The sequence below is a fragment of the Propionivibrio sp. genome (assembly GCF_029255185.1).
Lineage (GTDB): Bacteria > Pseudomonadota > Gammaproteobacteria > Burkholderiales > Rhodocyclaceae > Propionivibrio.
Map to the genome: position 1 here is coordinate 1 of NZ_JAPUVO010000139.1, position 15,911 is coordinate 15,911.

13 protein-coding genes are annotated in these 15,911 nt (G+C 58.6%); 2 read left to right on the plus strand and 11 right to left on the minus strand.

The annotated features are described in order from the left end of the window. Positions 1-13: 13 nt before the first annotated feature. Positions 14-7,930, plus strand: coding sequence for a putative Ig domain-containing protein (locus Q1J43_RS15500; protein WP_301103425.1), 7,917 nt, complete (start codon positions 14-16; stop codon positions 7,928-7,930). Between the two features lie 417 nt (positions 7,931-8,347). Here Q1J43_RS15500 and Q1J43_RS15505 read toward each other — a convergent pair whose 3' ends face one another. From Q1J43_RS15505 to Q1J43_RS15525, 6 genes are all read right to left on the minus strand, one after another. Beyond that, a complete protein-coding gene (locus Q1J43_RS15505) occupies positions 8,348-9,115 on the minus strand; it encodes an MBL fold metallo-hydrolase (protein WP_301103426.1) in 768 nt (255 codons plus the stop codon). Next, the gene (bamC, locus tag Q1J43_RS15510) at positions 9,115-10,254 is read right to left on the minus strand and encodes an outer membrane protein assembly factor BamC (RefSeq protein ID WP_301103415.1); all 1,140 of its coding nucleotides are present in this window, start codon (positions 10,252-10,254) and stop codon (positions 9,115-9,117) included. Before bamC ends, Q1J43_RS15505 begins: the two co-directional genes overlap by 1 nt. Positions 10,255-10,277: 23 nt before the next feature. After that, positions 10,278-11,162, minus strand: coding sequence for a 4-hydroxy-tetrahydrodipicolinate synthase (gene dapA, locus Q1J43_RS15515; RefSeq protein ID WP_301103416.1), 885 nt, complete (start codon positions 11,160-11,162; stop codon positions 10,278-10,280). Positions 11,163-11,434: 272 nt separating this feature from the next. Next, positions 11,435-12,361, minus strand: coding sequence for a histone deacetylase family protein (locus Q1J43_RS15520; protein ID WP_301103417.1), 927 nt, complete (start codon positions 12,359-12,361; stop codon positions 11,435-11,437). A gap of 161 nt (positions 12,362-12,522) precedes the next feature. Continuing rightward, positions 12,523-12,735, minus strand: a complete 213-nt coding sequence (locus Q1J43_RS15965; protein WP_366141932.1) for a GNAT family N-acetyltransferase — start codon at positions 12,733-12,735, stop codon at positions 12,523-12,525. Next, positions 12,732-12,971, minus strand: a complete 240-nt coding sequence (locus Q1J43_RS15525) for a hypothetical protein (RefSeq protein WP_301103418.1) — start codon at positions 12,969-12,971, stop codon at positions 12,732-12,734. The genes Q1J43_RS15965 and Q1J43_RS15525 overlap by 4 nt, the downstream gene beginning before the upstream one ends. Positions 12,972-13,080: 109 nt before the next feature. Here Q1J43_RS15525 and Q1J43_RS15530 point away from each other — a divergent pair, with 109 nt between their 5' ends. Beyond that, a complete protein-coding gene (locus Q1J43_RS15530; protein ID WP_301103419.1) occupies positions 13,081-13,269 on the plus strand; it encodes a hypothetical protein in 189 nt (62 codons plus the stop codon). A 233-nt stretch (positions 13,270-13,502) separates the two neighbouring features. Here Q1J43_RS15530 and Q1J43_RS15535 read toward each other — a convergent pair whose 3' ends face one another. The 5 genes from Q1J43_RS15535 to Q1J43_RS15555 form a co-directional block, all read right to left on the minus strand. Next, positions 13,503-13,811: a helix-turn-helix domain-containing protein gene (locus Q1J43_RS15535; protein WP_301103420.1), complete on the minus strand. Its 309-nt coding sequence runs from the start codon at positions 13,809-13,811 to the stop codon at positions 13,503-13,505. Further along, positions 13,804-14,118, minus strand: a complete 315-nt coding sequence (locus Q1J43_RS15540) for a transcriptional regulator (protein ID WP_301103421.1) — start codon at positions 14,116-14,118, stop codon at positions 13,804-13,806. Before Q1J43_RS15540 ends, Q1J43_RS15535 begins: the two co-directional genes overlap by 8 nt. A 141-nt stretch (positions 14,119-14,259) precedes the next feature. After that, a complete protein-coding gene (locus tag Q1J43_RS15545; protein ID WP_301103422.1) occupies positions 14,260-14,943 on the minus strand; it encodes an SDR family oxidoreductase in 684 nt (227 codons plus the stop codon). Positions 14,944-14,997: 54 nt separating this feature from the next. Beyond that, the gene (locus Q1J43_RS15550) at positions 14,998-15,279 is read right to left on the minus strand and encodes a hypothetical protein (RefSeq protein ID WP_301103423.1); all 282 of its coding nucleotides are present in this window, start codon (positions 15,277-15,279) and stop codon (positions 14,998-15,000) included. Next, the gene (locus tag Q1J43_RS15555; RefSeq protein ID WP_301103424.1) at positions 15,251-15,541 is read right to left on the minus strand and encodes a BrnT family toxin; all 291 of its coding nucleotides are present in this window, start codon (positions 15,539-15,541) and stop codon (positions 15,251-15,253) included. The genes Q1J43_RS15550 and Q1J43_RS15555 overlap by 29 nt, the downstream gene beginning before the upstream one ends. Positions 15,542-15,911 lie beyond the last annotated feature (370 nt).

Consider the following 15,911-nt stretch of genomic DNA (forward strand, 5'->3'; position numbering starts at 1 on the left):
GACCGGCAATGCGCTGAACAATGTGCTGACCGGTAACAATGACGATAACCGCCTCGATGGCGGCGCCGGCGCCGACCTCATGCGCGGCGGCTGGGGCCGGGACACCTATGTCGTCGACAATGTGGGTGATGTGATCGAGGACGATTCCGTCTACGGACTCGATACGGTTGAAGCCTCCATTTCCTACGTGCTGGGCGGCCGCCTGGAGAACCTGGTATTGACCGGATCGGAGGCCCTCTCCGGCACCGGCAATGCGTCGAACAACACTCTGGACGGCTCGCGGAATGCCGCGGCCAATCTGCTCGCTGGCGGCCAGGGGAATGATGAGTACATCGTGGGGTTTGGCGACATCGTAAGCGAGGGCGTGAACGAAGGGATTGATGGCGTCCACAGCGCCGGGTCATACACCCTGGGCGAGAATCTGGAAAACCTCGAATTGACTGGAACAGCCAACGTCAACGCCAGCGGCAACGCGCTCGATAACTGGCTGCTGGGCAATGACGGCGACAACGTTCTGGATGGTGCAGCAGGCGTCGACAGCCTGGCTGGCGGCCTGGGCAATGACACGTACAGCGTCGATAACGTCGGCGACGTCGTTAGCGAAGGGCTCGACGCGGGCATCGATTTGATCGAGTCGAGCGTCACCTGGACGTTGTCGGCCAATGTCGAGAACTTGACGCTGACCGGCTCGGCAGCCATCAACGCCAGCGGGAACGCATTGGACAATGTCCTGAGCGGCAACACGAACAACAACCTCCTCGATGGCGGCGCCGGCAACGATGTTTATGTGTTTGCCCGTGGCGGTGGGCAGGACACGATCAGCGAGGCAAGCGACGCCTCGGCAGGCAAGAAAAACACGCTTCGCTTCGCGGCGGGGATCAGCACGGCAGACGTGGCGGTGGTGCGTTCCGGCAGTGATCTTGTGGTGCGCATTATCGGCAGCAGCGATAGCGTGATGATTCAGAACTTCTACCTCGATGGGTCACCGAATAACCCGCGCAATCCGATTCAGCAGATTGAATTCTCGGACCATACCGTCTGGACTATCCAGGACCTTGTTACGCTCCTGAATCATGCGCCGACAGGCGACTTGAGCATTGTCGGCACGGCCTCCGCAAACCAGGTGCTTTACGCCAACAACACCCTGGCCGACGCCGACGGAATGGGCGCGCTTGGCTTCCAATGGCAAAGCTCGACCGACGGCACGACCTGGAGCGCCATCAGCGGCGCCACGACGAATTCCTATACCTTGCCGGCGACCCTGGTCGGCAAGCAGGTTCGCGTCATTGCCAGCTATACCGATGGTCAGGGCAAACTCGAATCGGTCGCCAGTTCGCCGACCGCGGCGATCAGTGCGTTCAATCACGCGCCGACCGGGGCGGTGACCATCAACGGCGTCGCGGCATTGAACCAGGTGCTCAGCGTGAGCAGCACGCTGGCCGATGCGGATGGGCTGGGGACGATGAGTTACCAATGGCAGAGTTCGACCGATGGGTCAAACTGGAGCGCCATCAGCGGCGCCACAGCCAGCACCTTTACCTTGTCTGGCGCTCAACTCGGTAAGCAAGTGCGCGTTGCCGCCAGTTACCTTGACGGGAACGGCACGCTCGAACGTCAGTTCAGCGGCGCCCTGGCCCTGAGCAACACAGCCCCGGTGTTTTTGGGGAACCTGTCTTCCCCCGGTGTCGTCACCACCGATGGCGGCTCGAAAACCGAGTGGGGATACAGCGTCGCCGCCCAGGCCGATGGCAAATACCTGGTCTCGGGCACCAGTCTGGTCAATGGCTACAGCGACTTTACCGTGCTGCGCTACAACAGCGATGGCGCGCGCGATACGAGTTTTGATGGCGACGGCCAAGTCACGACGGCGCTTAGCGCGTACACCGACGATAGCTATGCCGTTGCCGTACAAGCCGATGGTCGGATTGTGGTTGGCGGCTTCTCGTACCAAGGGGCAAGCGATTTTTCCGTGGCGCGTTACAACAGCGACGGCAGCCTGGACACCAGCTTTAGCGGTGACGGCAAGGTAACGACCGATATCCGCACCAATTGGGATCAAGCGTATTCGATGGCGCTTCAAGCCGATGGGAAAATCGTGCTGGCCGGCTTTAGTTCGGGCAACTCCAGTTCAAATAGCGATTTCGCCCTGGTGCGCTACAACACCAATGGTTCTTTGGATACTAGCTTTGACGGTGACGGCAAGGCGGTGAGCACTGCTGGCTATTACCAGGAATATTTGACATCGGTCGCCATTCAAGCCAACGGGAAGATACTCGCCGCCGGCTGGGGGGCTGACGCGGATCAGAACAACTACGATTTTGTCGTGCAGCGCTACAACGCCAACGGGTCACTGGACACTAGTTTTTCTGGCGACGGAATCATCACGATCGATTCGGGCGGGACAGATATCGCCCATGCCGTCCTGGCGCAAGCCGACGGAAAAGTCCTGGCGTTTGGCACGGACTCGTCTGGCGCGTTCCTGCTCCGTTACAACGTCAACGGTTCGCCGGATGCCGGTTTCGGCGCCAATGGCCGGGCTGAAACCGCGGTCAACCCGATGCAATACGGCAATTCCATCGCCCTACAAGCCGACGGGAAGATTCTGCTCACGGGCTTTTATAACAACAATCTGGCCCTGGCGCGCTACAACAGCAATGGCAGCCTGGATGCAGGATTTGGCAACGCGGGCCTGGTGACCACGGCGGTCAGTTCTTTATTCAGTGGTGGCAATTCCATCAAGGTGCTGGCCGACGGCAAGATCGTTGTCGCTGGCGGGAAATACACGACGGACTGGTCGACGACCGACTTCATTCTGGCCCGCTTTAACGCCGACGGAACACCGGACACCACCTTCGGGACTGATGGCCATATTGCCGATCAAACGGTGAGCAAAGGCAGCCTGCTTAGTTTCGTGCTTCCCACGACCCTATTCGTCGATCCGGATGCCGGCGACGTGCTGACCCTCGCCGCGACCAGAGCAGATGGCTCACCCCTGCCCTCCTGGCTGTCATTTAACGCGGCCACCGGGAGCTTTAGCGGTACGCCGACCAACGGCGACGTGGGCAGTGTTAGCCTCAAGGTCACGGCGACTGATCTGGCCGGCGCGAGTGTCGCCAGCAATGCGTTCACGGTCACCGTGGCCAGTGGCGGCGCCAATGCCGACCCCACGGGCAGCGTTTCGGTGGGCGGCACGGCGGCGCAGAACCAGATGCTGACCGCCAGTAATACCCTGGCCGATGCAGATGGTCTGGGTGTCATCGGCTACCAGTGGCAGTCGTCAATCGATGGCAGCACCTGGAATGCCATCAGCGGCGCGACGGCAAGTACTTTTACGCTGGGTGAGGCGCAGGTTGGCAAACAGGTGCGTGTTGCGGCGTCCTATACCGACGGTCACGGCACGCTTGAAAGCCGCGCCAGTGCTTCCACCGCCGCCATCGCCAACGTCAATGACGCGCCGACCGGTGCCGTGACTCTCACCGGTACCGCCGCGCAGAATCAGATTCTGACCGCCGCCAACACCCTGGCCGATGCGGATGGCCTAGGTTCCATCGGCTATCAGTGGCAGTCCTCGATCGATGGCACAACCTGGAGTGTTATCACCGGCGCCACGAGCAGCAGCTTCACGCTGACTGAAGCTCAGGTGGGCAAACAAGTTCGCGTTGTGGCTTCGTACACCGACGGTCACGGCACCGCTGAATCAGTTACCAGTTCAGCGACAGCGGCTATCACCAACGCGAACGACGCGCCGACCGGCGTCGTAACGCTCACCGGCACCGATGCGCAAAACCAGACGCTGACCGCCGCCAACACCCTGGCCGATAGCGATGGCTTGGGCGTCATCGCTTACCAATGGCAATCCTCAACCGACGGCGCCACCTGGAACGCCATTGCTGGCGCTACCGCCAGCAGCTTCACGCTGGGTGAAGCGCAAGTCGGCAAGCAAATCCGCGTGAACGCCAGCTACACCGACGGCCACGGCACCTTCGAAAGCCGCGCCAGCGCTTCCACTGCGTCCATCGCCAACGTTAATGACGCGCCGACCGGTTCCGTAACCCTCGCCGGCACCACCGCGCAAAACCAGACACTGACAGCCACCAACACCCTGGCCGATGTAGATGGCCTGGGCGTCATCAGCTACCAATGGCAGTCCTCGACCGACGGCACCAACTGGACCACCATCGGCGGCGGCGCCACCGCCAGCAGTTTCACGCTGGGTGAAGCGCAAGTCGGCAAACAGGTGCGTGTGAACGCCAGCTATACCGATGGTCACGGCATGCTGGAAAGTCGCGTCAGTGCTTCCACCGCCTCCATCACCAATGTCAATGATGCGCCGACCGGTACCGTAACTCTCACCGGCTCCGCCGCGCAAAATCAGATTCTGACCGCTGCTAACACTCTGGCCGATGCGGATGGCCTGGGTGTCATCGCTTACCAGTGGCAGTCGTCAATCGATGGCAGCACCTGGAGTGCCATCAGCGGCGCGACGGCAAGTACCTTCACGCTGGGCGAAGCGCAGGTTGGTAAGCAGGTGCGTGTTGCGGCGTCCTACACCGACGGTCACGGCACCGCTGAATCAGTTACCAGTTCAGCGACAGCGGCCATCGCCAACGTCAATGACGCACCGACCGGTGCCGTGTCGGTAAGTGGCACGGCCAGCCAGAATCAGATTCTGACCGCCAGCAACACCCTGGCCGATGCAGATGGCCTGGGTACTATCGCTTACCAGTGGCAATCCTCAACCGACGGCACCACCTGGAATTCCATCGCTGGTGCTACGGGCAGTAGTTTCACACTTGGCGAAGCGCAGGTCGGCAAACAAATTCGCGTGAACGCCAGCTATACCGATAGCCATGGCACGCTTGAAAGCCGCGCCAGTGCTTCCACTGCGGCCATCGCCAACGTCAATGACGCGCCGACCGGCGCCGTGTCGGTAAGTGGCACAGCCAGCCAGAATCAGATTCTGACCGCCAGCAACACCCTGGCCGATGTAGATGGTCTGGGTGCTATCGCTTACCAATGGCAGTCCTCGATCGATGGCACAACCTGGGGCGCCATCAGCGGCGCCACGGCAAATACCTTCACGCTGGGTGAAGCGCAAGTCGGCAAACAGGTGCGTGTGAACGCCAGCTATACCGATGGTCACGGCATGCTGGAAAGCCTCGCCAGTGCAGCGACAGCGGTCATCGCCAACGTCAACGACACCCCGACCGGTGCCGTAACACTCACCGGCCCCGCCGTGCAAAACCAGATTCTGACCGCTGCTAACACTCTGGCTGATGCGGATGGCTTGGGCGCTATTGCTTACCAATGGCAGTCCTCAACCGACGGCACCAACTGGAGTACCATCAGCGGCGCGACGGCAAATACTTTCACGCTGAGCGAAGCGCACGTCGGCCAGCAGGTGCGTGTTGCGGCGTCCTATACCGACGGTCACGGCACCGCTGAATCGGTCGCCAGCGCCGCGACGGCAGCCATTAGCAACGCGAACGACGCGCCGACCGGTGTCGTGACCCTCACCGGCACCGCCGCGCAAAATCAAACACTGACTGCCGCCAACACCTTGGCCGATACGGATGGCCTGGGTGTCATCGGCTACCAGTGGCAGAGCTCGGTCGACGGCACCACTTGGAACGCCATCGCCGGCGCTACCGCCGGCAGCTTCACGCTGACTGAAGCTCAGGTCGGCAAACAGGTTCGCGTTGCCGCTTCGTACATCGACGGTCACGGCACCGCTGAATCAGTTACCAGTTCAGCGACAGCGGCCATTGCCAACGTCAATGACGCGCCGACCGGTACCGTGTCGGTAAGCGGCACGGCCAGCCAGAATCAGATTCTGACTGCCGACAACACTCTGGCCGATGCGGATGGCTTGGGCGTTATCGCTTACCAGTGGCAATCCTCGAACGACGGCACCGCCTGGTCCGCCATCACTGGCGCCACTGCAAGCAGCTTCACGCTGGGCGAAGCGCAGGTTGGCAAACAGGTTCGTGTTGCAGCTTTCTACACTGACGACCATGGCGTCTCGGAATCCGTTGTCAGTACAGCAACGGCGGCTATCGCCAACGTCAATGACGCGCCGACCGGTGTCGTGACCCTGAGTGGCACGGCCAGCCAGAATCAAATTCTGACTGCCGCCAACACTCTGGCCGATGCAGATGGCCTGGGCGCTATCGCTTACCAGTGGCAGTCCTCGGCCGACGGCAGCACCTGGATTTCCATCGCCGGCGCTACCGCCAGCAGCTTCACGCTGAGCGAAGCGCAGGTCGGACAGCAGGTGCGTGTTGCGGCTTCTTACACGGACGGCCACGGCAGCGCTGAATCAATCGCCAGCGCTGCGACAGCAGCCATCGCCAGCGCCAACACCGCGCCGCTCGTCGCCACCCCAATCGCCGACCAGAACCTGGTCGAGAATGCGAGTTTCCACTACACCGTTGCCGCCGACACCTTCAGCGATGTCGATGTCGGCGATACGCTTAGCCTCTCGGCCAGCCTGGCCAGCGGCGATGCGTTGCCGGCGTGGCTTAGCTTCGATGCCGCCAGCCGCACTTTCAGCGGCGCTCCCGGCATCGGCAATCTCGCCGACCTGGCCTTGCGCGTGCGCGCGACCGATGCCGCCGGCGCCACTGCCGACGCCCTCTTCCACCTGGCGGTAGTGGCTGCCGCCCCGCTCGTCACTACCGGCGGCAGCGGCAGCGATATCTTGACTGGCCTCTCCGGTAATGACGTTCTCGACGGCGGCGCTGGTAACGACATTGTCATTGGCGGCGCCGGCAGTGATACGCTAACGGGGGGCAGCGGCAGCGATGCGCTCTATGGCGGCGCCGGTGACGACACTTTGCTGATGAGCACCGACGGCCACTGGGTTTCCGGCTATGTCGCGTTCAACGCCGGCAGCCCCGGTCAGGCTGGCAGCGGCGAGATGGTCAGCATCACCGGCCGGGTGACGCCTTTTGACCTGTTCGACGGCGGCAGTGGTGAGGATGTGCTGCGCGGCACCTCTGGCAACGATGCGGTTTTCCTCGACGATGGGTTTAGCCCGTTGCCGGGGGCGATGGGTCCGCGCATTGTCGGCATCGAGGCGATTCGCGCCGGCGACGGCGACGATGTGGTTGACCTGACCAGCCAGCGCTACACCTACGCCAATGTCCTGCTTGACGGCGGCAATGGTAATGATGTGCTGTGGGCCAGTGCTGGCAATGACGCTATCCAGGGTGGCGCTGGCTCGGACAAGTTATATGGCGGCGCTGGCAAAGACCTGTTGATCGGTGGCGCGGGGAGCGATATTCTGGATGGAGCCAGCGGCGCCGACCTGCTAATCGGTGGCGCTGGCAATGACTCCATTATCACTGGCGCGGGCGCCGACCTCATCGCTTTTAACCAGGGCGACGGTTTTGACACGGTTACGGTTGGCGCCGGCGGCAAGACGATCTCGCTCGGCGGCGGCATCACCTACACCGACCTGAGCCTGAGTAAGAGCAGCAATGACCTGCTACTCAATACGGGCAGCAGCGAGGGCTTGAACTTCAAGAACTGGTATTCCGGTACCGCCAACCAGAATATTGTCACGCTGCAGATCGTCGCCGAGGCCATGGCCGGCTTTGATGCCGCGTCGAGCGATCCGCTGCTTGACAACAAGCTTGAGACTTTCGATTTCAAGGGCCTGGTCGCCGCGTTTGACGCCGCCCGCGTGGCGTCGACGGTGGTCTCCCCGTGGGCGGTGATGCATGCGCTGCTCGATCGTCATCTGGCCAGTTCGGACAGCGCCGCCCTCGGGGGTGACCTGGCTTATCAGTACGGCATGACCGGTTCCCTGGCCGGTATCGGGGTCGGCGCTGCGCAGCAGGTGCTGGGTAAGGCAGACTTCGGCAGTCAGGCGCAGGACTTGCAGCCTGTGGCCGATTTGAAGGTTGGCGGGGAGCGCTTGTCGTAATTTTGAAGACTATCTGCCGGGGGCGGCAGGATAAATTTGTTCTACCGCTAACCCATTGATTTGCGTCATTCCGGGCTTGACCCGGAATCCAGTTCGTTTATCCTTAAAAACTCAGTTGTTCACCGCAAAGGCGCGAAGGACGCAGAGTGCCGCAAAGAAATCAACAGCTTAGATCTTGTTGTTCTTGTCCATGGCGCTCACCCATATGGTGAATGGGGGAAACCATGCAACACCTTGTTTTCTTTGCGATCTTCGCGTCTTTGCGCCTTTGCGGTGAGGTTTCTAGGTTTATCAAACAGGTCTTTTAACATCTTGATCAGATGGACGAATCTGGATTCCGGCGTGCGCCGGAATGACGACCCTATTCGGTCAGGCTGCTTGTGTCATGGCCTGCGTAATTTTGAAAAGTTCCGTTTGTCAAAGCAGTTCGCGCCAGCCAAAACCACTTTCCTGGCACGCCACGCCAATCCAGTCCTCGGTGCAGTTCAGAGCCGATGCCAGGGCATTCACCGCTAATTCAGGGCGGTTGTTTTGCTCGCTAAGATGCGCTGCGACAATGTGCTGCAATTGCCGTGTCTCAATCTGCCGCAACAGTGAAGCCGCTTGAGTGTTATCCAGATGGCCGAAATTTCCGCTTATCCGACGCTTGAGCATTAGCGGGTAGGCAGATGCCGCCAGCAGGTCTTGATCGTGATTGCATTCGAGAACCAGGGCATCGCAGACGCGCAGCACGTCGATGATGTGCGGCGTTATCGATCCGCTATCGGTGAGCACGCCCAGGCGGTGCACTCCGTTGGAAAAGGCATATTGAACGGGTTCTCGCGCATCGTGTGGGACCGGATACGGGTGTATCTCCAAGCTGCCGATGGCAAAAGAGAAATGCGTGTCAATCAGGCGACACTCTGGCAAGGCAGATTTGCCGCGTGGTGCGGCGCTGTGGGTGCCGTGGGTGAGATAGACCGGAATCTCGAAACGGCTGGCGAACTTGAAAACACCAGCGATGTGGTCGCTGTGTTCGTGGGTAACCAGGACGCCGTCTATTGCGTCAGGGGATAGCGCCAGACGCCCGAGTTTTTCAACTGTTGCACGGGTTGAAAAACCGCAATCAAGTAGAAGTTTGGTGTCGCCGGCATCGACAACCAGGCAATTCCCCTGGCTGCCACTGCCCAGCGAGGCAAAGCGCATCACTTCAACTGGTCGTAGAGCAGGCTGAGGATCTTCTTTGACGTTTCGGACTGGTCAATACCGCCCTCGAAGGAAAGTACCTGAACCGTGGTCAAAGCACCACCGTCCTTCACGAAAATACGGTATTTCGTCTGGGAACTGGGTGCACTTCCCTTCCAGAACGCCAGTTTAGACAGGAATCCATCGTCCTTTTTCTGCCCGTCGGTTTCCGGGTCGACATAGCGCACGAAGTACAAGCCCTTGGAACGGTCTCTATCCTCGACGGTAAAGCCAACACGATCTAACGCCAGCCCGACACGTCGCCAGGCACGGTCAAACGACTCCTGAACTTCTAGCGTGCCGGCACCGTCGTTGCCGCGCGCCAGTTTGGCGCGATCGACTGGTTTCTCCTTGGCTTGCGCAACGGCGATGTCTGCCTGCTTTTGTTCCGTGCCGAGGCGAACCATCAGGCGGCGCAGCATTTCGGCCTCGAGTTCCGGGTCTGGGGGACGGGGCTGCCAGCGCGTCTGCTCCCTCCCTTCCGAGACGTATATTTCATACATGCCGCGATGGCTGATGAAAACGTCCGTGGTGCCCGGCTCGCTGCCGGGTTCGAAACGTGTGCGAAATTTATCGCGCTCAGCCGTTGAATAGAGCGAATCGATCACTTTGCCAAGAAGATTTCGTAGCATGTCCTGCCCTATCTTGGCGCGGTTTTCTGCCCAGTCGGTTTCCATCACGCCAGCTTCTGGCAGTTCAAGATTGATCAGGAAACCGGTTTCCTGCCAGAAATCCTTGACCTGCCCCCAGAGTTTGTCAGGCGTTCCGGCAACGACCAGCCAGCGCTGGCTACCCGATCGCTCGATGCGAGCCTTGTCGACCTGCGGCAGAATATCGCTTTGTTGTTGAGCCCGTGCCTGCGGGGAGCGCTCAACGGAATACGCCGAGAAGGTTGCCGACCCCTTGCCATTGACATCAGGCACGGCAAAGCGATCGTCGCGCGCCGGCGAGGTCAGGTCGGGCGGAATTTCAAGCGTCGGAACCTTTACAGCCGAGGACGACTTATAGTCAATTTTCTTGGATTCGATACCGAGCGTACTGCAACCCGCCAGTACGACCGCCAAGGCACAAAAAATCAAACGCAAAAAAGCAAATTTCATCGGGTATTCCTGGAGCAAAGCAATTAGGTCAACAAACCCGCCTGGCGCATGGCCACACGAACACGTTCATGGCACTCCGGCGACAGGGGAGTCAATGGCAGGCGAATCCCCTCCTTGATCAGCCCCAATTGCTGGCACGCCCACTTGACGGGGATTGGATTGGCTTCGCAGAACAACTGGCGGTGCAGACCGAGCAGACGGAAATGCAACTCACGCGCCTTGATCAGATCACCCTTAAGTGCCGCCACACACATTTCGTGCATCAAGCGCGGTGCGACGTTGGCCACCACCGAAATATTGCCTTGCGCACCGAGCAGCATCAAGGCACAGGCACTGGGATCATCACCGCTATAGACCGCAAAGCCTTCCGGCGCACGCGCCACGAGTTCGCACCCGCGATCAATATTGCCGGTGGCATCCTTGACCCCAACCACATTGGGGATCTGGGCCAGACGCAAGGTGGTGTCGCAACTCATGTCGGCCACGGTACGACCGGGAACATTGTAAAGAATCACCGGGATATCTACCGCCTCGGCAATCGCCCGGAAGTGCCGGTAGAGGCCTTCCTGTGTCGGCTTGTTGTAGTAAGGCACGACCGATAAGGCGGCATCGGCCCCTGCCTGCTTGGCGAAATGCGTCATTTCGATGGCTTCCGCCGTTGAATTGGCGCCGGTCCCGGCAATTACCGGAACCCTGCCCGCGGACTGCTCGACAACCAACCGAATCAGGTCATGATGTTCTTCAACATCGACGGTTGGCGACTCGCCGGTGGTCCCGACAACGACGATGGCGTCAGTACCCTCTTGCACATGGAAGTCGACGAGTTGTCGCATGCCGGCCTGATCAAGGCTGCCATCCTCGTGCATGGGGGTGACAATTGCAACAATGGACCCGGTAATCGTATTCATGAGTGAAGCACCAGAAAATTAACTTCGCAATTTTAACCGAAGGCGCCTTGCCAAACCATGAAAAACGCAGTCGCGGCCAGTGCAAATTTGTTCTACCGCTAACCCATTGATTTACTGTCATTCCGGGCTTGACCCGGAATCCAGTTCGTTTATCAAACAGGTCTTTTAACATCTTGATCAGATGGACGAATCTGGATTCCGGCTTGCGCCGGAATGACGGTTTACCCTGCAGTCGCCGGCGAGTTGACCGATAGACAGGCCGGAAAAAACTGTCAGATGCCAGCCAGAACCTTAAGGTGAGCGGCAACGCTGCGTGCCAGCGCCGACAGGACATAGCCGCCCTCTAGCATCGAGACAATGCGTCCCTGGGCAGTCTCACCGGCAAGTTGCTTGATCTGCTCGGTGACCCAGGCGTAATCCTTTTCATTGAGCTTCATGCTGCCCATGTCGTCTTCGTTGTGTGCATCAAAACCGGCCGAGATAAGAATCATCTCCGGCTTGAACTGGCGCAGTCGCGGTAGCCAAACCTCATTGACCACCTGTCGAAACTCTCCCCCCCCGGTACCGCCGGGCAGCGGCACGTTGACTATATTGGACGCCGGGTTATCCGTACCGCTATAGGGATAAAAGGGGTGCTGAAACATGCCGACCATCAGCACCTGTTCGTTGTCCTTGAAACAATCCTCGGTTCCATTGCCGTGGTGCACGTCGAAATCGACAATCGCCACGCGTGAAAGACCATGCGCCTTGAGTGCGTGCATTGCCGCCACAGCGATGTTGTTGAAAAAACAAAAACCCATCGCATTCGCGCGTTCGGCATGGTGACCCGGCGGACGGACAGAGCAGAAGGCATTCTGCACCTCACCGGCCATCACCAGGTCAACCGCCATGACACCAGCACCTGCGGCGCGTAGCGCGGCATTCCAAGTGTGCGGATTCATCGCCGTATCCGGATCGATGTGCACCACGCCAAGGACCGGAGAAGCTCGTTTCAAGCGCTCCAGATGCGCGGCCGGATGCACGCGCATGAGTTGCTCAAAACTCGCCAGCGGCGCGTCGTGAAAAATAAAATAGTGGTCCAGCCCCTGGGCAATCAGATGATCGCTGATTGCGCTCAAACGCGCCGGACTCTCCGGATGATAGGATCCGATGTCGTGCAGAGAACAGTCGCGGTGGGTGATGAATGCGGTGCTGGTCAATGTTGCCTCCCTGCCGTCTCGCAAGACGGGATATCGCGCTAAAATCGACAGTGCTTCCAATTCCCTGCTGGCCGGTCATTATCGGCCCAATTGCATCATTACCACAACCACTGGGGCGGCCTGCACGCGCAGCTTGTAGGCCGCCCCTCTCGACCGCATGGTTAGACCGCGGGTTTGGCAATGAAAGCTTGTTTTCCATTTGGGTCAAACCCCGCCGATTGGTAAAACCGCAAGGTAGCTTCGTCTTTGCGGCCAGTAAGCAACATAACTTTATAGCAACCGACAGACCACGCGTGAGACAAAGCGGTTTGAAGAATGGCTGAACCGCAGCCCCGCCTACGATACGCAGAATGTGTGACGACGTTCTCAATCACGCCGTAAGGACGGCAACCTCGCGTGAGGTTGGGAATGACTGAAAAATAGTGCAACTGGACACCAGATTGTTGGCGAAGAAACCACCAAAATACTTGAGCCTGTGATTTGACATGATTTCCGACCAGACGGAATCAATTTCATTTGCGTCAGGTAGCGCAGAGTCTGACTCATGCAAATGCCGATAAAGCTCCAGCAAAGCCTGAAGATCATTTGGAGTGAGTTGGCGAATATTCATGTGCAAGCGGTCTAACGACGCTGTAGAAAAAGTCTGTATATATCCGCATCGTGCCGTGAACCGAATGGAATATCAACGATCCAATGCGCATTGGATAGGGAGATAGGACATGGCGCGTTACAAGGTAGTGGATCTGAGTCCCCGGTTCTTGGCCGTTGATCTGGAGAAACAGCTATTGCCCGGCAGCTTCGCCCACGCCATCCATCACCTGCTCGATCACGACTTCGACCTGTCGGGGTTTGACGCCCGCTACCGGAATGACGACATCGGCGCCTCGGCCTATGCGGCGAACGGATAACGCGAGCGTCGAGAAGGCAATCGACCTTGCCGCCCTCTAATCGGCTACCCAAACAGGAACGACTCAGGTTCCTTCGCCCGGCAAGACAGAAAATAAAAATGGCGCGACCAATCCGCGCCATTTTCTACGACTGAATTTTGATGCAAAACGGGTTTTTCTACAGCCTCAACGTCTGAATTAACCGGCTGGCGCGGTTTTTCGCGAAGGTCCGGTGGAATGATGGGTTGGGCTCTTTAGGCAGCAAGTTCTTGCAGAACTTCAGGATGACGTTCCGCAACGCGAAAGAGGGTTTTTGCTGCACCAGATGGTTCGCGGCGACCTTGCTCCCAATCTTGAAGCGTGCGTACGGAAACTCCGAGCAGCACTGCAAAGGCAGATTGAGAAAGCCCGGCGACCAACCGTGCGTGCGCAACCTCGGAAATTTCGGGACGATGAACTCGCGCACGAATGCCGGCCTTCATTTCACGCACCGACGTCAGCAATTCAGCGCCGACGTCAATTTGGGGTTGACGGTCGACAGGGTTTTGTTTGGCTTTACGCATTTTCGATTTCCTCCTTGATCTGCCGAAGCACGTGTGCAGGAATGTTTTCGTGCACGGATTTTCGGTAGACCAGCAATAACCAGATTTCTCCATTGGCGAGACGATTGAAGTAAATGACTCGCACACCACCACGATTGCCACGACCAGCGCTCCCCCAACGAACCTTTCTTACGCCTCCCGATCCGGGCACAACATCTCCAGCCTCAGGATCACCAGCGATAAAGTTGATGAAATCAGTTCGATCTTCGTCGTTCCAATAGTCGCTGGCGAGGCGGACGAATGTAGGGGTTTCAATGACCGTGAACATAGTTTTATATATACGGCATTGCCGTAGTTAAGTCAAAGGTTACGCGTAATGCTCATTGTGAAGCCCAACGTGAGAATTAACCGCCTGGCGCGGCTTTATCGCGCCCGTCCGGGTTGAATGCAGAGTTGGGCGTCGGCTGCACTAGCGCACCACCCAGCCACCGCAAACAGGAAACACTTGCCCGACAAAGCAATTGGCTGATTCGCTACAAAGGTAGGCAGCAAATTCAGCGTCTTCTCTGGCCGCTACAAGACGCCCCAAAGGAACCTCGCGCTTTAGCCGCTCCTGGAACCTTGGATTGCTTTGAACGTCGAGCGGGAAGTAAGTCGGGTTATCAACGAAGTTCTGCGCGATAGCATTCACATGAACATTGTGGGGGGCAACCTCCACGCCTACGGCTTGCACATAGGCAAGCTGGGCACCGCGGGCAGCGCTGTAAGTTGACGTGTGTTTCATTCCTCGCAGCGCTGATGCGCTGCCCATGACGAGAATCTTGCCCGAGCGGCGGCCGATCATGGGTGGCAGGACGGCACGGAACAATCTTTGCAACGGATGCACGAGGGCGGAAAAAGTGTCGTTCCACTCTTGGTCAGAAACTTCCGTGGCTGCGGTAGTCGGCGCGGGTATTGCCAAATTGGCAACAAGGATATCGACACGCCCTACCGCAGCAACGATAGCGTCAGGCGCGTCAGCGCTCACAAGAGGGTCGCTACTCGGAATGACTGTGGCGCCGTGATTGACGAACACTTCGCACAGGATGGGACCCATGAACGCGTCGGCATGGGTGACGAGCACGCGCTTGCCAAGAAGGATTTGATTTGACACGGACACTCCTTCGAGTAACGAGACGAAAGACTATTGAGACGCCCAACGTAGAAGTCACCGGCGCTGCGCGGCTTTATCGCGCAGCGTCCGTGTGGACTGCAGGGTTGGGGCTTGGCCGTCAACATAGGCATCGAGAAGCCGCCGAATCATGCGCTGATACTGCGTGTGGTGCTTTGTGGCTTCCGTTTTGAAGAACTCGATGCTCTTCTTGCTCAGAGCCAAGGTTACCTTCACACCTTCTTCACGAAATGCCAATTCGGCTGGCGACGGAAGGAAGTCGGGAACCACTTGAACCTTGCCAAGAGGTTCATCGGTGTATTTGATTTTCGCGCTCATAGATCGCCTTTCCTTTGCGCCAATAACCGGCGCCGATGATTCGGATAATCGAAGCCCGGTAAGTGAACCGCACCGTGAGCACACCACCATCAATTTCGCCAAAGCAATAGAACCGCTCTTCGGTCTGGCTGTGCGTCTCGTCCTTGGCAATCACGCGCTGCGGGTCTGCAAAGGCTTGCTGGGCGCGGGAGAAAGAAACCCCGTGCTTCCCCTGATTCTCGGCGTCCTTGTCGGAGTCCCAATCAAAGCGAGTTTTTGCCATGGATACAGACTAGCACTAGCCCATACAAAAAGCCATACGGTGATATGGATAGCCCCAACGTTCAAGGTAAGGGGCGCTGCGCGGCTTTATCGCGCAGCGCCCAGCGACCGTAGGGAGCGGCCTTGACCGCAGGGTTAGCCATCGAATTATTGTATGCGCAGCGAATCAAAGAAGTGATTTCCCGTGGCTTTGAGAGAATCGATTTTCTCAATGGGACCTTCAATCATTAGAGTCAGATACCACCGGCAAAGCCGGTGGCTTGAGATTGTGAGCGCCTCAAAGGCGCCCATGAAACCTTGAGCCGCCCTTGGCGGCTTACCCCAGTTCGAGCTTCATCTGATCGTACCGCTCGTCTTCGTCCTCCTGATTC

Coding starts and splice junctions, on each gene's coding strand:
- dapA (WP_301103416.1), bottom strand. CDS start 11,162: ATGAATACGATTACCGGGTCCATTGTTGCAATTGTCACCCCCATGCAC.
- Q1J43_RS15550 (WP_301103423.1), bottom strand. CDS start 15,279: ATGAGCGCGAAAATCAAATACACCGATGAACCTCTTGGCAAGGTTCAA.
- Q1J43_RS15555 (WP_301103424.1), bottom strand. CDS start 15,541: ATGGCAAAAACTCGCTTTGATTGGGACTCCGACAAGGACGCCGAGAAT.
- Q1J43_RS15535 (WP_301103420.1), bottom strand. CDS start 13,811: ATGCGTAAAGCCAAACAAAACCCTGTCGACCGTCAACCCCAAATTGAC.
- Q1J43_RS15530 (WP_301103419.1), top strand. CDS start 13,081: ATGGCGCGTTACAAGGTAGTGGATCTGAGTCCCCGGTTCTTGGCCGTT.
- Q1J43_RS15540 (WP_301103421.1), bottom strand. CDS start 14,118: ATGTTCACGGTCATTGAAACCCCTACATTCGTCCGCCTCGCCAGCGAC.
- Q1J43_RS15505 (WP_301103426.1), bottom strand. CDS start 9,115: ATGCGCTTTGCCTCGCTGGGCAGTGGCAGCCAGGGGAATTGCCTGGTT.
- Q1J43_RS15525 (WP_301103418.1), bottom strand. CDS start 12,971: ATGAATATTCGCCAACTCACTCCAAATGATCTTCAGGCTTTGCTGGAG.
- bamC (WP_301103415.1), bottom strand. CDS start 10,254: ATGAAATTTGCTTTTTTGCGTTTGATTTTTTGTGCCTTGGCGGTCGTA.